This is a genomic window from Vibrio sp. Scap24 (genome assembly GCF_013394185.1).
GTDB classification, from domain to species: Bacteria; Pseudomonadota; Gammaproteobacteria; order Enterobacterales; family Vibrionaceae; genus Vibrio; species Vibrio pomeroyi.
Genome location: NZ_CP041332.1, coordinates 867,411 through 886,254 on the forward strand (window position 1 = coordinate 867,411; position 18,844 = coordinate 886,254).

19 protein-coding genes are annotated in these 18,844 nt (G+C 44.9%); 6 read left to right on the forward strand and 13 right to left on the reverse strand.

The genetic code is table 11. The annotated features are described in order from the left end of the window. Positions 1-25: 25 nt before the first annotated feature. A complete protein-coding gene (locus FLM53_RS03450; protein WP_017062372.1) occupies positions 26-316 on the reverse strand; it encodes a YcgL domain-containing protein in 291 nt (96 codons plus the stop codon). 220 nt (positions 317-536) lie between these two features. Here FLM53_RS03450 and minC point away from each other — a divergent pair, with 220 nt between their 5' ends. From minC to minE, 3 genes are read left to right on the forward strand one after another with little or no spacing between them, the layout of a single operon-like run. After that, positions 537-1,199 carry a septum site-determining protein MinC gene (gene minC, locus FLM53_RS03455; RefSeq protein WP_017629530.1) on the forward strand — a complete coding sequence of 221 codons (663 nt, stop codon included), beginning with the start codon at positions 537-539 and terminating at the stop codon, positions 1,197-1,199. Between the two features lie 21 nt (positions 1,200-1,220). Then, positions 1,221-2,033, forward strand: a complete 813-nt coding sequence (gene minD, locus FLM53_RS03460; RefSeq protein ID WP_009848498.1) for a septum site-determining protein MinD — start codon at positions 1,221-1,223, stop codon at positions 2,031-2,033. 6 nt (positions 2,034-2,039) lie between these two features. Further along, the gene (gene minE, locus FLM53_RS03465) at positions 2,040-2,303 is read left to right on the forward strand and encodes a cell division topological specificity factor MinE (protein ID WP_004737949.1); all 264 of its coding nucleotides are present in this window, start codon (positions 2,040-2,042) and stop codon (positions 2,301-2,303) included. A 116-nt stretch (positions 2,304-2,419) separates the two neighbouring features. On the opposite strand, the gene rnd is transcribed toward minE, so the two are convergent. From rnd to FLM53_RS03505, 8 genes are all read right to left on the reverse strand, one after another. Beyond that, positions 2,420-3,538, reverse strand: coding sequence for a ribonuclease D (rnd, locus tag FLM53_RS03470; RefSeq protein ID WP_176680236.1), 1,119 nt, complete (start codon positions 3,536-3,538; stop codon positions 2,420-2,422). A 159-nt stretch (positions 3,539-3,697) separates the two neighbouring features. Further along, entirely contained in the window at positions 3,698-5,392 is a 1,695-nt protein-coding gene (gene fadD / locus FLM53_RS03475; RefSeq protein ID WP_176680237.1) for a long-chain-fatty-acid--CoA ligase FadD, read from the reverse strand. A gap of 106 nt (positions 5,393-5,498) precedes the next feature. Next, positions 5,499-6,350: an alpha/beta fold hydrolase gene (locus FLM53_RS03480; protein WP_176680238.1), complete on the reverse strand. Its 852-nt coding sequence runs from the start codon at positions 6,348-6,350 to the stop codon at positions 5,499-5,501. Positions 6,351-6,427: 77 nt separating this feature from the next. Beyond that, a complete protein-coding gene (locus FLM53_RS03485) occupies positions 6,428-6,988 on the reverse strand; it encodes a Slp family lipoprotein (protein WP_176680239.1) in 561 nt (186 codons plus the stop codon). 35 nt (positions 6,989-7,023) lie between these two features. Next, positions 7,024-7,329: a hypothetical protein gene (locus FLM53_RS03490; protein ID WP_017062378.1), complete on the reverse strand. Its 306-nt coding sequence runs from the start codon at positions 7,327-7,329 to the stop codon at positions 7,024-7,026. Between the two features lie 72 nt (positions 7,330-7,401). Next, entirely contained in the window at positions 7,402-8,103 is a 702-nt protein-coding gene (gene tsaB, locus FLM53_RS03495) for a tRNA (adenosine(37)-N6)-threonylcarbamoyltransferase complex dimerization subunit type 1 TsaB (protein WP_176680240.1), read from the reverse strand. A gap of 59 nt (positions 8,104-8,162) precedes the next feature. Then, the gene (locus FLM53_RS03500; protein ID WP_116871772.1) at positions 8,163-10,091 is read right to left on the reverse strand and encodes an ATP-dependent DNA helicase; all 1,929 of its coding nucleotides are present in this window, start codon (positions 10,089-10,091) and stop codon (positions 8,163-8,165) included. A 154-nt stretch (positions 10,092-10,245) separates the two neighbouring features. After that, entirely contained in the window at positions 10,246-10,446 is a 201-nt protein-coding gene (locus FLM53_RS03505; RefSeq protein ID WP_048664628.1) for a hypothetical protein, read from the reverse strand. A gap of 300 nt (positions 10,447-10,746) precedes the next feature. Between FLM53_RS03505 and purU the strand changes: the two genes are divergently transcribed. After that, positions 10,747-11,580 carry a formyltetrahydrofolate deformylase gene (gene purU, locus FLM53_RS03510; protein WP_116872060.1) on the forward strand — a complete coding sequence of 278 codons (834 nt, stop codon included), beginning with the start codon at positions 10,747-10,749 and terminating at the stop codon, positions 11,578-11,580. A gap of 322 nt (positions 11,581-11,902) precedes the next feature. Here purU and FLM53_RS03515 read toward each other — a convergent pair whose 3' ends face one another. Beyond that, positions 11,903-12,499 (reverse strand): VOC family protein, encoded by a 597-nt coding sequence (locus tag FLM53_RS03515; RefSeq protein WP_176680241.1) that lies wholly within the window; start codon positions 12,497-12,499, stop codon positions 11,903-11,905. Positions 12,500-12,846: 347 nt separating this feature from the next. Here FLM53_RS03515 and argS point away from each other — a divergent pair, with 347 nt between their 5' ends. Both argS and FLM53_RS03525 read left to right on the forward strand, forming a co-directional pair. Next, the gene (argS, locus tag FLM53_RS03520; protein ID WP_017633387.1) at positions 12,847-14,580 is read left to right on the forward strand and encodes an arginine--tRNA ligase; all 1,734 of its coding nucleotides are present in this window, start codon (positions 12,847-12,849) and stop codon (positions 14,578-14,580) included. A 463-nt stretch (positions 14,581-15,043) separates the two neighbouring features. Further along, positions 15,044-15,472: an HIT domain-containing protein gene (locus FLM53_RS03525; RefSeq protein ID WP_176680242.1), complete on the forward strand. Its 429-nt coding sequence runs from the start codon at positions 15,044-15,046 to the stop codon at positions 15,470-15,472. Positions 15,473-15,606: 134 nt separating this feature from the next. Here the strand turns inward: FLM53_RS03525 and FLM53_RS03530 are convergent, their stop codons facing one another. The 3 genes from FLM53_RS03530 to FLM53_RS03540 are packed head-to-tail and all read right to left on the reverse strand — an operon-like array spanning position 15,607 to position 18,329. Continuing rightward, positions 15,607-15,837: a FeoC-like transcriptional regulator gene (locus FLM53_RS03530; RefSeq protein ID WP_017630655.1), complete on the reverse strand. Its 231-nt coding sequence runs from the start codon at positions 15,835-15,837 to the stop codon at positions 15,607-15,609. After that, positions 15,834-18,107, reverse strand: coding sequence for a Fe(2+) transporter permease subunit FeoB (feoB, locus tag FLM53_RS03535; protein WP_176680243.1), 2,274 nt, complete (start codon positions 18,105-18,107; stop codon positions 15,834-15,836). The genes FLM53_RS03530 and feoB overlap by 4 nt, the downstream gene beginning before the upstream one ends. Beyond that, a complete protein-coding gene (locus tag FLM53_RS03540) occupies positions 18,108-18,329 on the reverse strand; it encodes a FeoA family protein (RefSeq protein ID WP_008221191.1) in 222 nt (73 codons plus the stop codon). Positions 18,330-18,844 lie beyond the last annotated feature (515 nt).

The window sequence follows — 18,844 nt, forward strand, 5'->3', positions numbered from 1 at the left end:
ACTCCTCCTTGAATTGAGGTGGCTATCACTCTTCGTCTTGAGATTTCTGTTGAGCTTTACGCTCTTTATGAAGCTCAAGTTCGTTAACTGGTGGTGGCGGAACCTGCAAAAAGAAACCATCGGTATTCAGTGATTCTTTCACTTTTTCGATGTTCACTTGAGCCAGTTTACGGCCATCCATTTTAATTACCATTACAAAACTAGGTTTACCAAACATTTGCATCAATGCGTCAGGAACTTGTGAAAAATCATCCTTCTTAGGGATATAAAGGTATGTTCCTTCTTTCTTTGAGCTTTTATATATAGAACACAGCATGACAAACCTTTTTAATTGATTATGACTACAAAACTCTCACTTGCGAGATCAATAGTTTATGTTAGGGAAATATTGGGAACAAAACGTCCATTTGACAACAAGATTACTTGCTGTGCTTGGTTTGGGAATATAACATGATAAACCTAGTTTCAGGCAATGCCCTTTATTTTATTGATAAAGAAATTGTACCAATTCGCTATTGAGGTCCTGTAGTTTTTCGATGTCTAGTAACCCAGATCTAAAAGGTAGCAGCTTTACGCTATCTGTTTTGCACTTATCCGATGATCAAGTCGAAAATGCAGTGTCTTTTCTTCAAGAGAAGGTAGACCAAGCACCCACGTTTTTCGCCGCTGCGCCTGTTGTTATCAACATCAGCAAAGTCGCAGGCGATATCGATTTTGTGCAACTGAAAAATGGTATCTCTCAAGCGGGCATGATCCCGGTTGGCGTGGCTGGCTGCTCTGATAAGCGTATGCAAAACCTAGCGAAAGAAGCGGGCTTTGCTGTTATGACGGCAAGTAAGTCTCCATCGCAAGCACCCGCTAAGATGGCACCAATTAAAGTGGTTCGAACCCCAATACGTTCTGGTCAGCAGGTTTACGCGAAAGATGGCGATCTATTGATCCTTAGCCATGTAAGTGCAGGTGCAGAAGTGATTGCCGATGGCAGCATCCATATTCATGGCACATTACGCGGCCGCGCGATTGCAGGTGCAAGTGGTCAAACTGAAGCAAAAATAATATGTAATGATTTACAAGCCGAGCTGGTTTCTATTGCAGGAAATTACTGGCTCAGCGATCAAATTGAAAGCGAGTACTGGCAGAAGAAAACCATGTTCAGTATGGCAAACGATGTATTACACGTTGACGTCCTCGCAATATAAGAGAAATAAAAGGAAAAAATAATGGCACGCATTATCGTTGTAACGTCAGGTAAAGGCGGGGTAGGCAAAACGACCTCTAGTGCAGCTATTGCCTCAGGTCTGGCTTTAAAAGGGAAGAAAACCGCAGTTATCGACTTTGATATCGGTCTGCGTAACCTAGATTTAATCATGGGTTGTGAGCGTCGTGTTGTTTACGATTTCGTTAACGTGATCAATGGTGAAGCTACGCTGAACCAAGCGATGATCAAAGACAAGCGCACAGAAAACCTGTTCATTCTTCCTGCTTCTCAAACTCGTGATAAAGATGCACTAACGAAAGACGGTGTTCGTCGCGTATTTGATGAACTGGATGAAATGGGCTTTGATTTCATCATCTGTGATTCTCCTGCGGGTATCGAGCAAGGCGCTCTAATGGCGTTGTACTTTGCTGATGAAGCGATTGTAACGACCAACCCTGAAGTCTCTTCTGTACGCGACTCAGACCGTATTCTAGGTATTCTTGACTCTAAATCTCGTCGTTCTGAAGACGGTTTAGAGCCAGTGAAAACTCACCTTCTATTGACTCGCTACAACCCAGCACGTGTAACTCAAGGTGAAATGCTGAGTGTTGAAGACGTTGAAGAGATCCTACATATCTCTCTACTGGGCGTGATTCCAGAGAGCCAAGCAGTACTGAACGCATCGAACAAGGGTGTTCCAGTTATCTTTGACGAAGCAACCGACGCAGGTATGGCTTACAATGATACTGTAGAGCGACTACTAGGTAGCCAAGTGGACTTCCGTTTCTTAACGGAACAGAAGAAAGGCATCTTCAAAAGACTGTTCGGGGGCTAATACGCAATGTCATTACTAGAGTTTTTCAGACCACAGAAAAAGACGACCGCAAACCTAGCCAAAGAGCGTTTGCAGATCATTGTTGCTGAGCGCCGCAGTCATGACGACCCTGCTCCATCATACTTACCGCAACTGAAAGAAGACATCTTGAAGTGTATTGCGAAGTACGTTGAAGTAGATCCATCAATGGTTGATCTTACTTTCGAACACAAAGATGACGACATCTCTGTATTAGAGTTGAACGTTAAGCTACCAGAAGACGATAAGTAGTCTTCGCTATCTTGTAAGTAGTAAGCAGATTAAATAAAAAAGAGAGCCTAGGCTCTCTTTTTTATTTAATCTGCATTTTATATCTGTAACTGGCTAACTCTTATAGCAAGAACAGATTACTTAATCGCTTTATTCAGCTTTTCGCCAACCACATCTAAACGCCAACCTTGCATTACATCAGGTAGCTTTTCAGGGTTACGTTGGTGTTTCCAAACCCAGCTTAACACTTGGTTAAGTTGCTTCTTCGATGCCAAAAACTCGGTCGCTAAACCGCTGTGTTGTGATGCTGTTTTCACTTCATCTTTTAACACTTTGAAGATTTGCTTGTAACCTGGGTAGTCCATTAGACGTTCTACTGGTGCTGGGTACTCTTCTTCTGGCGTGTGCTCTGCCAACTTCACAATTGAGCTGATCTTCGCACCATGGCGACGTACAGAGCGGTAATCAAAACCTTCCTGTTCCATGTGCTTAGGATCTTTCATAGCGAATCGAGCCACAGCCCACAGGTCTTGCTCTTTGAAGACAAAGTTCAGCGCTAAATCACGCTTAATTGCTTCTTTTAAACGCCAAGTCGCTAGTGGTCTTAAGATAGCTAACTGTTTAGGTTTCAGCTGCCATGCACCTTTGATATCAAGGTAAGCATTGTCTGGATTTGCTTTACGAATACGTTTAGCTACTTGTAGATCAGACTCTTGTTGAGCCGCTTCCCACCAACCTGCTTCCATCACTTTTTCTAGAAGCTTGTTGTACATTGGCATTAGGTAATGCACGTCTGCCGCAGCATAGTCTAACTGCTTTTGAGAAAGCGGACGAGCCAGCCAATCAGTGCGCGATTCACTCTTATCGAGATCAACACCAACAAACTCTGAAACCAGAGCAGCAAAGCCCGTTGATAAGCCATGACCTAAGAAAGCCGCCATGATTTGCGTATCCACCATTGGTGTTGGTGTACAACCAAATGCGTTCTGGAACACTTCCAAATCTTCGCCACAAGCATGCAGCACTTTCAATACTGATGCGTCTTTCAACAAGGTAACAAACGGTGTCATGTCATCAAGAGCAATAGGGTCAATCAGTGACAGCGTTTCACCATCAAATAACTGAATCAAGCCTAATTGAGGATAATAGGTTCTTGTACGAACGAACTCCGTATCAAGCATAACGACATCGGCTTCACGTGCTTGTTGGCAAACTCGCTCAAGGTCTTTCAATTGGGTAATGATTTGATAATCCACAAAAACTCTCACTGGTTTCTATTTGATCGCCGGATACAAAAATGCCGACATTAACTGTCGGCATTCTAACACCATTTTTCAGCGCTCGCTTAGATTAAGCGCCTCAATGGTTTCTCGTGCTATGGTTTCTCGAGTAGTGGTTACCCATAAACTGACTTATTATTCGCTCGCGCGTTTAGCCAATTCAGCATCGTTCTCTTCACGAAGCACACGACGCAAAATCTTACCTACGTTGGTCTTTGGAAGATCTTCTCTGAATTCAACCAGTTTAGGGATCTTGTAACCCGTTAGATGTTCACGACAGTGCGCGATAATATCTTCTTTGGTTAGGCTAGGATCGCGCTTCACAACATAGATCTTAACCAGTTCACCAGATACTTCATGAGGTTGACCGATAGCCGCTACTTCGAGCACTTTGCCGTGCAGCGCAACGACGTCTTCAATCTCATTCGGGTAAACGTTAAAGCCAGACACAAGAATCATGTCTTTCTTACGGTCAACAATGTGCAGCAAGCCTTCATCATCAAACTTAACGATGTCACCCGTAGATAGCCAACCGTCTTGGTCAATCACTTCTTTGGTCGCTTCTGGACGCTGCCAGTAGCCTTGCATCACTTGAGGTCCGCGAACTTGCAGCTCGCCCACTTGATCATTAGCAACCACTTTACCTTCATCATCAACAATACGAACTTCTGTTGATGGTACAGGCAGGCCAATAGCGCCAGTGTAATCTTTAAGGTCGTATGGGTTACCCGTTACCAGTGGTGAACACTCGGTTAAGCCATAGCCTTCCAACAAGTGAATGCCTGTCGCTTTCTTCCATTGCTCAGCAACAGAGCGTTGAACCGCCATGCCACCGCCAACAGATAGGCGTAGGTTACTGAAATCCAACTCGTGGAAATCTTCGTTATTCACAAGTGCATTGAATAGAGTGTTTACGCCAGTAATCGCGGTAAACGGCACCTTTTGTAGCTCTTTAATGAAACCAGGAATATCACGAGGGTTGGTGATAAGAAGGTTTCGACCACCCATCTCAACAAACAGCAAGCAGTTTACGGTCAGTGCGAACACGTGGTAAAGCGGCAGTGCCGTTACCACCAGCTCACGGCCTTCTTGCAGAACAGGACCGTATGCCCCTTTCGCTTGAAGTACGTTCGCGATCATATTGCGGTGCGTTAGGATTGCGCCCTTAGCCACACCTGTAGTACCGCCCGTGTACTGTAGGAAAGCAATGTCATCACCCGCCATAAACGGCTTCACATACTGAAGACGGCGACCTTTATGCAGTGCTTTTCTGAAAGAGATAGCGCCCGGTAGATCATACTTAGGCACCATGCCTTTTACGTATTTCACTACGAAATCGACAATTGTACCTTTCGCGCGTGGCAGCATTTGCCCTAGGCTGGTGAGTACAACGTGTTTAACTGGCGTGTTATCAACGACTTTCTCTAGCGTGCTCGCAAAGTTTGAAACGATAACAATCGCCTTTGCACCAGAATCGTTCAGTTGATGTTCAAGCTCACGAGGTGTGTACAGTGGGTTGACGTTCACTGCAATCATACCAGCACGCAATACACCAAAAAGTGCAATTGGGTATTGCAGCAGGTTTGGCATCATCAGTGCAACGCGATCGCCTTTCTTCAGTTTCAAATCATTCTGCAGGTAAGCGGCAAAAGCACGGCTGCGCTCTTCAAGCTTACGGAACGTCATTATTGAGCCCATGTTCTCGAATGCTGGTTGGTCTGCGTACTTCTGTACCGACTGTTCAAACATTTCAACAAGAGATGGGTACTGATCTGGGTTGATCGTCTCTGGTACGTCACTTGGATAACGTGAAAGCCAAGGTTTATCCACTATGTTACTCCTCGTTTATCAGCTGACGACTGTTTCGCCGCTTTTTATCATTGCGGTATTACAGCACAGCTTTAGTGCATGAGCACTAAAAGGCTCAAACACTTGTTTAAATTTTGTTAACTACACCAAAAATTAGCTCTGAAACTAACTCTGGACTCTCTAAATGACAATGATGTCCGCCAGGAACAGTCTCTATATTTAGAGGACTATGGGCTGATTTGTAGCGATTATGCTGCAAATGTCGGAATCCATCATTTCCTAAAACTATTAATTGAGGGCATTCAATAGCCGCCATAATCGCTTCAGCGTGCGCCTGTGACATTCGATATAACGAGTCACATTTTAGGTTAGGGTCGCATCGCCATTGCCAAGAGTTATCTAACTCGACAATTCCTCGCTCTACTATAGGAGCAATTAATTCAGCATTGATTTGATTGGCGTGAGCTCTCAGCTTAATAGCATCCTCAAGGCTTGCCAGAGGACGTGAAGGCTTTCTTCGCTGTCGAAGACGACTGAGTACCCCATCTCTCAAGCGAGAAACTGTTTCTTGGGGAGCTTCTGAAAGAGGTCCGTGACCTTCAATTTGAATTAATTCTGACACCTTTTCAGGAAAGGCGGCACTATAGCAACTTGCGATCAATGCACCAAGTGAATGTCCTACCAGTACCAGTCTGTTTGGCGATAATTTAGTCACCAACTGGTGCAAATCATCAATATAGTCGTGAAACGGGTAGTAACTGCCCGACTTATGCGACGAAAAGCCATGACCAAAGAGATCAATCGCAACCAAGTGAGAGTTTGGTGAAAGTGTTTCGAGATTAGAGAGAACAGAAGAGAAACTCGCGGAGTTATCTAACCACCCATGAATAAAAACGACCGTCGTAGCGGTCGTTTCTGGGTTACCTATCTGCTGTGTTGCAAGCTTCCCGCTCGCAAGGGAGTATGACTTTTCAATCATCAAGCATCTAATTCCATCTGGTTGCGTAATCAAGCTCTAGCAATCAGCCTTTAGTAATCAAGAGCCAGCAAAGTGGGCTACTCTACGTCCTGTATCACTCGACCTTGTCTTGGCATCGTTTGAAAGCTGCGGCAATGTAAGCTTCTGCACGAGTAGTAGGTTGGTGCAAAATCGTTAACAACGACGCGCTCCGTAATGTTCCACAGTCGTTGGTTGTCCACTTGCATCACAGGGAAGGTGTAAGGGTATTCCCCTATTTTTCCATCTTCACTTCCGCTTGATTGACCAACCAGAGTAATCAGGCGGCCTTCTGCAAAGCTTAAAGGCTCAACGTAGCCTTCAATGTAGCCGACAAAACGTCCGCTTGGCTCTGCGTCTAGATCTGGCTTACCGTTACTAGAAATTGGCATATTAGCGACTTCGATTCGAGTCTTATCTTTCAAGTTGGTGACTTTAGATATTACGCCACCTAATCGAACACTTTTAGCATCCGGTAGTTGGTCGACCCATTGTTGGTAATCGCTAATAACAGGCTCTGATTTTGCTTCGAGTTCGCTAGGTAGTGACGAACACCCTGCAAGCACCAAGATACCAAGAGAAAGGGCAATTAAGCGAATTTTAGATAAGTAATTTGACATGGTTCTGGTCCTTAAACAGGCATTAATAACAAGCTCTAGATGTAGATATCGACACCGATAAGCTTTGCAAGTTCTTCTTTCTTCGCCTGATTCATTACATCCATATACTCTTCCATAGCCTTACGTCCTCGGCCTTCTGGAAGATCATACTGGATTTGAGCCTTATGGAGTTCAGACTCTTTAACTTGACGAATAGAGTGGGAAACAGCATTAGCCACCTTAGTTGGTTGTCCAACCGCAGTGCTAGCATCAGATTTTTTTGCCTGCTCCTTCTTTTTGATTCGATTAGGCTTAGACGTGCTACCTATCGAAGAAGGAGGTAAGTTGTTAATTGATACCATGACTAAATATCTGCCCTCTCAAATCTAAATAATACGCATTTAGATCTAATTTGCATCAGAACCTTGTAAAAATTATTCGCGACCTGGCAGTTTCTTCCAAGTCACTTTATCACGAAGGTAAACTGGCTCAGACTCTTCAGCGGCAACCGCTTTGCCTTCTGCGTAAGCAAATTGAGCAAGGAGCGCCATATCTTGAGCTTCTGGGAATAGCACTTCACACGCTTTGGTGTTGATCGCTAGAGTATCCATATGTTCTGCGTACGCTTCCCAACCTGTGCCGACTTTTGCCCATGTTTCAGAGTCAGCTTCAAGCTGCGCAGCCAATTCGCTTGGTGGTGTAACACACTCAGCATCAACCGCAGTCCAACGACCGTCTTCTTCACGGCTATAACGAGCCCAGTACACTTCACTCATACGCGCATCAATCGCTGTTGCTACATGAGTTTCACCAAATTTACGATAGCTGCCTTGCGCCATCGCTGCCAGTGTAGAGACACCAATCATTGGTAAATCCGCACCAAAAGCCAAGCCCTGAGCGATACCAATACCAATACGTACGCCCGTGAAGCTGCCTGGGCCTTGACCAAACGCGATAGCATCGATATCGGTTAAAGCGACATTCGCTTCTTTCAGTACTTCATCAACCATAGGTAGAATTTTTTTCGTATGGTCTCGAGGAGCCTCTTCGCTACGTGCGAACACCTGGTCACCCATTACTAGTGCAACTGAACAGTTTTCAGTTGCGGTATCTACTGCAAGAATTTTCGCGCTCATTTGTGTCTCAAATATTCGTTATCTAATCTAAAAATAATGGCTAAACTCAACAATGCCAATTACTCAGCAGCGGTTGAATGGTCTTTAGCTAAGAATTCTTTAATGACCCCTAAGTCACGTGTACGAGGGATAGGCGGTAAACTCGCCAAAAATATGCCACCGTAATCGCGAGTCACCAATCGGTTATCGCAAATAATCAAAGCGCCATTATCGCGCTTGTCACGTATCAATCGGCCGACACCTTGTTTCAAGGTAATCACAGCGTCTGGCAACTGTACTTGTGCAAAAGGATCACCCCCTTTTAGCTTACAGTCCTCGATTCGAGCCTTAAGTAAAGGGTCATCAGGGGCCGTAAAGGGCAATTTATCGATGATAACACAGCTTAATGCATCGCCCCTAACATCTATCCCTTCCCAGAAAGCGCCTGTCGCTACGAGCAATGCGTTACCCAATTCCATGAACTCGGCTAAGGTTTTTTGCTTACTCGTCTCACCTTGCAATAGAACGGGAACCGTAAGGGTTTCTCGGAATCGCTCGCCCAACTCTTTCATCATGCTGTGTGAAGTACACAAGAAGAAACAGCGGCCTTGGTTTTGCTCGATCACAGGAGTCAGCATTCGAACTAGTTTATCTGCCAAACCCGGACTATTGGGCTCTGGAAGATAACGGGGCACACATAAACGTGCCTGATTCGGATAATCAAATGGGCTCGGCAGTGAAAACTGAGCCGACGGCTTTAAGCCAAGTCGCGAGGTAAAGTGGTCGAAATCATCTGACACCGCCAGGGTTGCTGAGGTAAACACCCAAGCGCCCGGTTTAAGTTCGATTTGCTCGTGGAATTTATCCGCTACCGACAGTGGTGTGATGTGCAAAGCGAATTGCCTTGGTGTTGTGTCATACCAATAAGAGTATCCCGTAATCGACACATCGCACACACGTTCAATGCGTGACTTAATCATGTTTGCACGTTCGAAAGCGGTGTCTAACAGTTGGCTTCTACCCAATGCCAGCTTCAATACATCGACGGCCAGTTGCAGCGCATCTTGTAGACGAACAAGTTCTCGTGCAATCGACTCCGATTTTAAGGCTTCACGCCAGTTACCACGAAAGCCAGTATCACCCAATACAATGCGTAGATCGGCGGCTGACTGAACAAGCCTATCCCCTACTTTTTGTAGCTGACGCATGTCTTTTGCTTCAGTTCGGTAGGCGATCTCGATGTCTTTAGCAAGCTCATTGATCTGTCGACTCGACACGGACTGACCAAAGTATTGGCTGGCAATATCGGGAAGCTGATGCGCCTCATCGAAGATAAACACGTCGGCTTCAGGAATCAGTTCACCAAATCCGGTTTCTTTAATCGCTAAATCCGCTAGGAAAAGGTGGTGGTTTACGACCACCACATCGGAATCCATCGCTTTTTTACGCGCTTTAAGCACAAAGCAATCGGTGTAGCTTGGACACTCTTTACCTAAGCAGTTGTCGTTAGTCGAAGTAATCGTAGGAATAATTGGGCTGTCTTCTGCAATATCATCACAATCGCCTAAGTCACCCGTTTGGGTCGCAGACGACCAACTGCGAACTTTCACCAGTTGCGCTAACAGTGTTGGATCGGTGTGAGTGCCATGACTCTCGATCATTTGACGACTCAGCCTATCCAAACACAAATAGTTAGAACGTCCTTTGAGTAACGCAACCTGACCATAAAAGCCAAGCGCATCGACCATTAGCGGTAAATCGCGATGAAACAGCTGTTCTTGAAGGTTTTTAGACCCCGTACTAATGATGGTTTTCTTGCCACTAAGCAACGCAGGCACTAAGTAAGCAAACGTCTTACCGGTACCCGTTCCAGCTTCAACAACTAATTGACTTTGTTTTTCAATAGCTTGTGAAACCGCTTCAGCCATGTCTAACTGAGCTTGTCTTGGTTGAAACCCGGGGATTGCTTTGCCTAGAGCGCCATCAGCAGAAAACGTTTTAGATATCATAGGGTACGAAGTTTAGAAAAAGAGAAGGCGAATTATGGCAGGTTTAGTGAGCCGGCGCGAATCAAGAATGACTTCGCACCGGAGGTGTTTGGTTTAGTTTTATTTGGTCTAAGCGTCCTTAAAAGCGAAAGGAACAAAATTCAAAGAAAGGGTTTTATTTGCGGCTGAGGTAACGCGACAACCAAGGGGCGCCTTCAAATTGGTTCTCGCAAGGCTGCATGGCTTTCGCAGCATCGGTTGGTGAGGTTTTACTTTCCCACATTTCATCTAAAACATTACCATCTAACTCCGTACCACCCGCCAATGAATTCACGCGCTTGCAGTACAGTTTTTTTGCTAGTAACTCTTTATCCATAAGTATCACCTCTATTTTTGGCCAAGGCGTAAATACCTCGGTTGAAGTTCAAATGCGTACTACGGTCAAAACTTTAAAAATGAAGCTTCTGCCTGTTTTCCTATCTAAAAACTGATATTTCCATATCAAACAATTTATCAAAGCGATAAATGAGCAGCAGAATTTGTTGAAACCAACTTGATAATAGATTAATTATAACGGTGATATTGCGGCTCAGTTCACCGTTCGACGGCCTGCATTAAATTTGAAGAATCCCGATTTCATATAATAAGTGCAACATTTCATGGAAGTAAGATGCAAATGGAAAGAAAAACTTTACTAACACATTGTACTGATGCCCCAGGCCTCATCTCGAAGATCACCAACATTTGTTACAAGCACCAACTCAATATTGTGCACAACAATGAGTTCGTAGATAACACCAGCGGCCACTTCTTTATGCGCACCGAGCTAGAGGGTTACTTCAATGACGAAACCTTGCTAGCCGATTTAGACCAAGCGCTGCCAGAGAATGCAAAACGCAAGCTAATGAGCTCTTCTCGCAAGCGTGTTGTGATTCTTGTAACCAAAGAAGCGCACTGCCTTGGCGACATTCTAATGAAGAATTTCGATGGCAGTTTAGACGTGGAAATCGCAGCCGTTGTTGGCAACTATGACATTCTACAAAGTCTAACCGAGCGTTTTGACATTCCTTACCACCATGTTTCACACGAAGGTCTGAACCGTGAAGAGCATGAGCAGAAAATGCTAGAAGTGATTGACCAATACGAGGCTGATTACCTTGTTTTGGCTAAGTACATGCGAGTACTGACTCCGGGGTTTGTTGAAAAGTACAACCACAAGATCATCAATATCCACCACAGTTTCTTGCCTGCGTTTATCGGTGCGAAGCCATACCAACAAGCGTATGAGCGCGGCGTAAAGATCATTGGTGCAACGGCACACTTCGTGACAAACGATTTGGATGAAGGCCCAATCATTAAGCAAGACGTTATTCCAGTGGATCACAACTTCAGCGCGAAAGACATGGCGCAAGCGGGTCGTGACGTAGAGAAGAACGTATTGAGTAAGGCGCTAAACAAGGTGATCAATGATCACGTGTTTGTTTACGGCAACAAGACTGTGATTCTGTAAGTCGCTGATTTAACGTCGACTTACAGTTAGCACCCAATAAAAAACGCGCAATAGGGTTAAGCCATTGCGCGTTTTTTTGTATCTGATGATCAAACTAGCTTTATGAGATTCCCGACCACGCTCCTTCGTCGCTATCGGGAATGACGTCGTATTGTCCAGTAACGCTTGGAGCCCACCCATAGAATCATAGAGAACCAGAAAAGAGATCTGATCCTTTGACTTCACTCAAGCTTTGGAAAAACATTTAAAGTTGAAAACCAATAGTCCGTCATTCCGACGAGCCTAAGCGAGATCAGGAATCTCTTCTTTGAACAACCTTAAGCTAAGCCTGCTCTGACTCCACAATCTTCTTCAACGAATGTGGATGCAGCTTGATGCAAATTCCTTGATGCTTGAATGCAACCGTTGGGTTATTCAAACGTTCGCCCTCGCCTTTCGGGCTAGAGAGTTTGATCTTAATACCTTGCTCCGCCAAAGAGTCGAACTTAATCGCGAACAGTGGGTAAGTCTCTTTAAGATCCGCTAAATATTCATCAGCCGTTTGTGCGTGAGAAGGAATCACGAACTCAACATGTTCCCAATCTTGGCTCGGGTAAATCTTGCCTTCAGCTGGGTATGGCAACTCTAAGCATTCAATCTTCCAACCAAGGCTTTGCAGTGGTTCATCGAAAGCCAACACCACAATTGGGCGACCGTTGATCATCGCCTCTGAAATCGTAGAACCATATTCAGACCATGCTTGATGCGCAGATTTCGCCAGTTCAGTTTCATTGATTCTGAGCGCAATATGATCCGCTTGAGCAAAGCTTAAATCCAAACCCAATGTATTTCCTAGGTTCTCAATTTTCGCCATAAACGTATCAAGGCGGGCAATCATTTGTTGTGGTTCGAGTTCGGCTTGCTTGAGGCTCATCGTCATTGTCTGTGTTCTCCAATTAATGGCAGCATGTTATCAGTTTTGCTTTCTTCAACAAGCGTTGCTTTTGCAAAAGATACTCAATAAGTATGCTCATTCGACTCCTTAAACATTCAAACTCGGCTTGGCAAAAGTTGTTTGTCAAAAACCCCTGAGGAAATGTTAATTTTCTATCAATTCGACCTATAAGAAACCGCACAAAATTGGTATGATTACCGCCATTTCTGTGAACTTAAACAGAGTCTGCTGCTGATTTTGGCATTAAATCGTTAACTAGAAGCATAATTAACCAATTTAATGACCAAGAATTAACGGCCACTCTTATCATCCTTGAATTGAAGGAAACGCGTGTGAATATCCAAGCACTTATTAATGACAAAGTATCTCAGGCTCTAGAAGCCGCTGGCGCACCTGCAGGCTCTCCTGCTGCTGTTCGTCAATCTGCAAAACCACAGTTTGGTGACTACCAAGCAAACGGCGTTATGGGCGTTGCTAAACGACTAGGCACTAACCCACGAGAATTTGCTCAAAAAGTATTGGACGTTCTAAACCTAGACGGTATCGCGTCTAAAGTTGAAATCGCAGGTCCGGGTTTCCTAAACATCTTCCTAGATGAAGCTTTCCTAGCAAAACAAGCAGACGCAGCATTGGCTGACTCTCGCCTTGGTGTAGCAGTTGCTGAAACGCAAACTATTGTTGCGGATTACTCTGCGCCAAACGTTGCTAAAGAAATGCACGTTGGCCACCTACGTTCAACTATCATCGGTGATGCCGTTGTTCGTACTCTAGAATTCCTAGGCCACAACGTTATCCGTGCTAACCACATCGGTGACTGGGGTACTCAATTCGGTATGCTTATCGCAAACCTTGAGCGCGTTCAGGCTGAGTCTGGTGAAGTTTCAATGGAACTTGCTGACCTTGAAGGCTTCTACCGTGAATCTAAAAAGCTTTACGACGAAGACGAAGAGTTCGCAGTTAAAGCACGTGGCTACGTTGTTAAACTGCAAAGCGGCGACGAGTTCTGCGCAGAGATGTGGAAGAAGCTTGTTGACGTAACAATGATTCAAAACCAACGTAACTACGATCGTCTAAACGTGTCTCTAACACGTGATGACGTAATGGGCGAAAGCATGTACAACCACATGCTTCCAACTATCGTTGCGGATCTGAAAGAACAAGGTCTTGCTAAAGAAGATGACGGCGCACAAGTTGTATTCCTAGACGAGTACAAAAACAAAGATGGCGACCCAATGGGCGTTATCATCCAGAAGCGCGACGGCGGTTTCCTTTACACAACAACCGACATTGCTTGTGCTAAATACCGTTTTGAAGAACTAGGCGCAGACCGCGTTCTTTACTTCATCGACTCACGTCAACACCAGCACCTAATGCAAGCTTGGACTATCGTTCGTAAAGCAGGTTACATCCCAGAATCTGTTTCTCTTGAGCACCACGCGTTCGGCATGATGCTAGGTAAAGACGGTAAGCCATTCAAGACTCGCGCAGGCGGTACGGTTCGTCTAGCTGACCTTCTTGATGAAGCTGAAGTTCGTGCAGCACAACTGATCGAATCTAAGAACCCAGAACTAGCAGAAGACGAGAAGAAAGCGATCGCGAACACAGTTGCAATGGCAGCGGTTAAGTACGCAGACCTTTCTAAGCACCGTACTACTGATTACGTGTTCGATTGGGACAACATGCTTGCGTTTGAAGGTAACACAGCACCGTACATGCAGTACGCGTACACTCGTGTTGCTTCTGTATTCGCTAAAGCTGGCGTTTCTATGGACTCTCTTGAAGGTGAAATCAAAATCACTGAAGAGAAAGAGAAAGCACTTATCGCGAAACTTCTACAATTCGAAGAAGCGGTACAGTCTGTTGCTCGTGAAGGTCAACCACACATCATGTGTAGCTACCTATTCGAACTAGCAGGTCAATTCTCTAGCTTCTATGAAGCATGCCCTATCCTAGTTGCTGAAGACGAAGCTGTTAAGCAAAGCCGTCTGAAGCTTGCTGCACTAACTGCGAAGACCATCAAGCAAGGTCTATCGCTTCTAGGTATCGATACTCTAGAGCGCATGTAAGCGATTCGAGATTCGAGATTCGAGATTCGAGATTCGAGATAATTAGAAAGGTTGACGTGAAAGCGTCAACCTTTTGTTTTATCTGGAGACTACGTTTGTTTAGCAAGCTCTGCTACCCGCAGACCTCCACTGTAAGAGATCTCCTATTACGCTCCTTCGTCGCTCTAGGAGATGACGGGAATAGGTGTCGTGAATCCAAGACAGCATCAAGGATACGCAATCAAGCCACACCAGATCGCTATCAATTTCCCAAACCGTTACTCACAACAGTGGGTACGGACGTGATAGTGAATCCCCGAAAAGCACGCAACACCAACAAACCAATTCGTTGTCACTATCCCCCAACCGTCATTCCCTACAGTGAGGGACGAACGTGATAGGGAATCTGCTTATTGAGAGCGAAGCGCTAGCCACATATCTGTTCCAACCTTATACTCAACTAAAACAACTAATTGGAAAGATCATGAGCTTCGAACTTCATCCTCAATTGGCAAAAGACACCACCGTTATTGGCGAATTCCCTCTTAGCCTTGCGCTACTGCACAAAGACAACGCTGTGCCTTGGGTTATTCTGGTACCAAAACGTGCCAACCTAAAAGAGCTGCACCACTTACCAATGAAAGAACAACAGCAGTTCTTACATGAGTCTCAAGCGGTAAGCCAAGCACTAGAAGCAACGTTCCAACCAGATAAGCTCAACCTGGGCGCACTGGGGAACATGGTGCCACAACTACACATCCACCATATCGCACGTTTCAAAGATGATGTGGCGTGGCCAGGCCCTGTATGGGGTAACACCAAAGGCGAACAACGCAGTGAAGAAGATCAAGCCGCTATCCTGACTCGTATTCAAAATGTGCTATCACTGAGCTCTATCTTCAAGAAAGCGTAATTCGAGTCTCTCGTTAAGCTTCAAACCAGAGAGTTCAGAAAAGACACATAACAAAAAGCCGCTTATCTATAATAGATAAGCGGCTTTTTAACTTTCTAACCTCGCCGTTCTCAACGAGTGTATGCAGCTCTGAACTACATCATCACGTTAAGCGACAGGCCATCTTGTTTGCTGATTGTGTAGCGAATGCGCGTTGTATGGCCATGCTTGTTAGTATCAACCAAGCGAGAAATTTTCCCTTTCTTGACCCACACACCCAGCATCGCATCGACGCCATCTTCACTCATGCCAAACTTTGCAGCGAGTTCTTTACGAGCCGCGACACCTTGGCTGTCTATGTATTGATGAAGTTCAGTTAAGATCATACGACTTGCACCTCTAGCGCTTTCTGCTTGTTACCAATTTTCTTGAACACGCGATATGTCACCACAAAGCCACCAGCAATTACCACCATCCACACAGCGCTTGTCACTGGGTGCGCAGCAAAGTTTGCTGCTTGGTAATAGAAGGTCGCACCGAAGTAGCCAAGCGCCATTGTCCAAACCGCAATGAAGCGTGCAAACGTCTGGCCAAACTCACGTACGTAAGCACCCATCGCAGCAACACAAGGCGTGTAAAGCAGGATAAGAATCAAGTAAGCGAATGCCGCATGACCAGAAACAAACTTGTCCTTCAGGTTACCAAAGATAGATGAATCGACTTCTTGATCTTCAGCCACTGAGCCAGAGTCTGATAAATCACCCACTTCAATACCTAGTGGATCTGAGTAGCTCAGACCAGACAAGTTTTCAGGAATCGTCATCACCGCTTCTTGCAAGCTTGCTGCTAAATCAAATTCAGCCGCTTCTTCACCAGAAGGCGTTGTGTATAGGCTGTTTAATGTACCTACAACGGCTTCTTTTGCGAAGATACCTGTAATGATACCAACCGTCGCAGGCCAGTTTTCTTCAGTAATACCAATTGGTTGGAATACCGGAGTCACGACTTGTGCCGCTTTAGACAACACAGAGTTCTCGCTGTCTTCGTTACCAAAACTGCCATCCATACCTAGCGAGTTTAGGAAGCTCAGGATTGCCACAACCATTACAATTGTTTTACCTGCGCCAAGTACAAAACGCTTCAGTTTTTGCCATGTTTTTAGCATCACGTTTTGCACTGTCGGCAATTCGTAATCTGGCATTTCCATTACCAAGCTATCGCTGCTACCCGGGTATATGGTGTTCTTAAGGAACAGACCCGTAAACACAGAAGCAACAATACCCATGATGTACAGAGCGAATACCACGTTTTGTCCAGCACCTGGGAAGAATGCAGCGGCAAACAGTGCGTATACCGGAAGACGAGCACCACATGACATAAACGGTGCCATTGATGCAGCCAGTTTACGTTCGCGTTCTTGGTCAAGAGTACGAGTTGCCATGATTGAAGGTACGTTACAGCCAAAACCAAGCACCAGTGGGACAAACGCTTTGCCCGGTAAACCAATCTTCTGCATTACTTTATCAAGTACAAATGCCGCACGCGCCATATAGCCTGAGCTTTCAAGCACTGCTAAGAACAAGTAAAGAGCTGCAATAACCGGAATGAAGGTTGCAACGGTTTGAATACCACCACCGATACCATCAGCCAATATAGTGACTAGCCAAACAGGCAAGTGACCATCTAGTAAGTGATGTCCACCATCAACCAAGATTGCCCCAACACCGATATCAAAGAAGTCGATAAACGCACTACCGATATTGATAGAGAACATGAACATTAGGTACATGATCACAAAGAAGAAAGGAATACCGACCCACTTGTTCAGAATGAATTGGTCTGCTTTTTCTGTGAAGTTGCGGCTTAGCTTACCTTCGCTGCGACGAACACGTTTACAAAGGTCATGTAAGAATGTGTATTTCGCGTCAGCGACTGCAAGGTCAATATCAAAGTCAGCACCAAGACGTACGCCATCAATCTGAGTACGAGTTTGAGGAGCCAGTCCATTCAAGACCAAGTAATCATTTTCTAAAGCACGAATAGCCAGAGCTCGGTGAGAAACGTCAGCATCATCAAATTGTGATTCAACAGAAGGGATAAGAGCTTCTAATGCTGCGTCGTAATCAATAGAGATAGGATCAAGGCTCACACCTTGAACAAGCAATTTATGTAGGCGTTCTTTAAAGCGAACCACTTGGCCTTTGTCGTTTGCAGACAAGCTTAATACTGGACAACCAAGCTCTTTCTCAAGCGCTTTAAGGTTAATCACTTGACGCTCACGCTTTAGTACGTCCATTTTATTCAATACCACGATCATTGGGCGACCCAATTCTCGCAGTTGTAATGTCATGTATAAGCTTCGTTCCAGACAGCTTGCGTCTACCACATTGATGATCACGTCTGCCGGATGAGTAAGAACGGCGCGAGATGCTATCGACTCATCGATGCTGTTCGCGTCATTACCACTGTCTAGTGCGTAGATACCTGGTAAGTCGGTAAGCTGGAACTGATCACCAGCGTGCGAATATACGCCCGTCTTCTTTTCTACGGTTACACCAACCCAGTTACCAACATGCTGTTTAGCGCCAGTCAGTGCATTAAATAATGTTGTTTTACCACTATTCGGGTTACCAACGGTTAGAACTTGATAATCCATTTAGATAACCTCGATTTGTTCTGCGATGCTTTCACGAATGGCGATTGAAACCCCTCTCACTTCAACTTGAAGCGGATCACCCATAGGTGCACGGCGAATCAACGTCACCTCGGTTTTTGGCAACATGCCCATGACCATAAGTTTCTTTCTAACTTCTGGTGTTAAACCTGTTAGTGCAACAATAGAAGCCGCTTTGCCTTGCTCTAGTTGTGAGAGTTTCATAAGTACCCAATTCGTGACTGATAATGAGAAAGATTGTTATTACGAGCATGATACACATACATGACCACAATTCCATTGTGTGAAATCAATGTTTTCGAAAATACATGCTCGTAAATTTCGTTAAAAACGTTTACGTCAAAAACGTTACTTTCAACAAGCAACGAGAACTATCTCACTAGTACGAACCACTCAAATCACAATAAAGCTATTGATTATCAACAACTTAAAATAATGTCGGTTTTCTCATGACCATCTGTCGTTAATTTTATAAGTAAAATAAGTACCTGAACGTATAGTTACTCCATCGAAGAGAAACTCCTTCTCTTTAATTTTATTCCAGAGGTGATGTGGCTTGCCATATCACTCCGGCAGCAAGCGAAGGTGTCTTTGGCACCCGTGGTATAGTCCCCCCGGCTATACCACGATATTTTTTTTCTTCCTCTTGTTTATCCCAAACATATTTCTAAACTCTCGTTATCTCGTTATCTCGTATCTCGTATCTCGTATCTCGTATC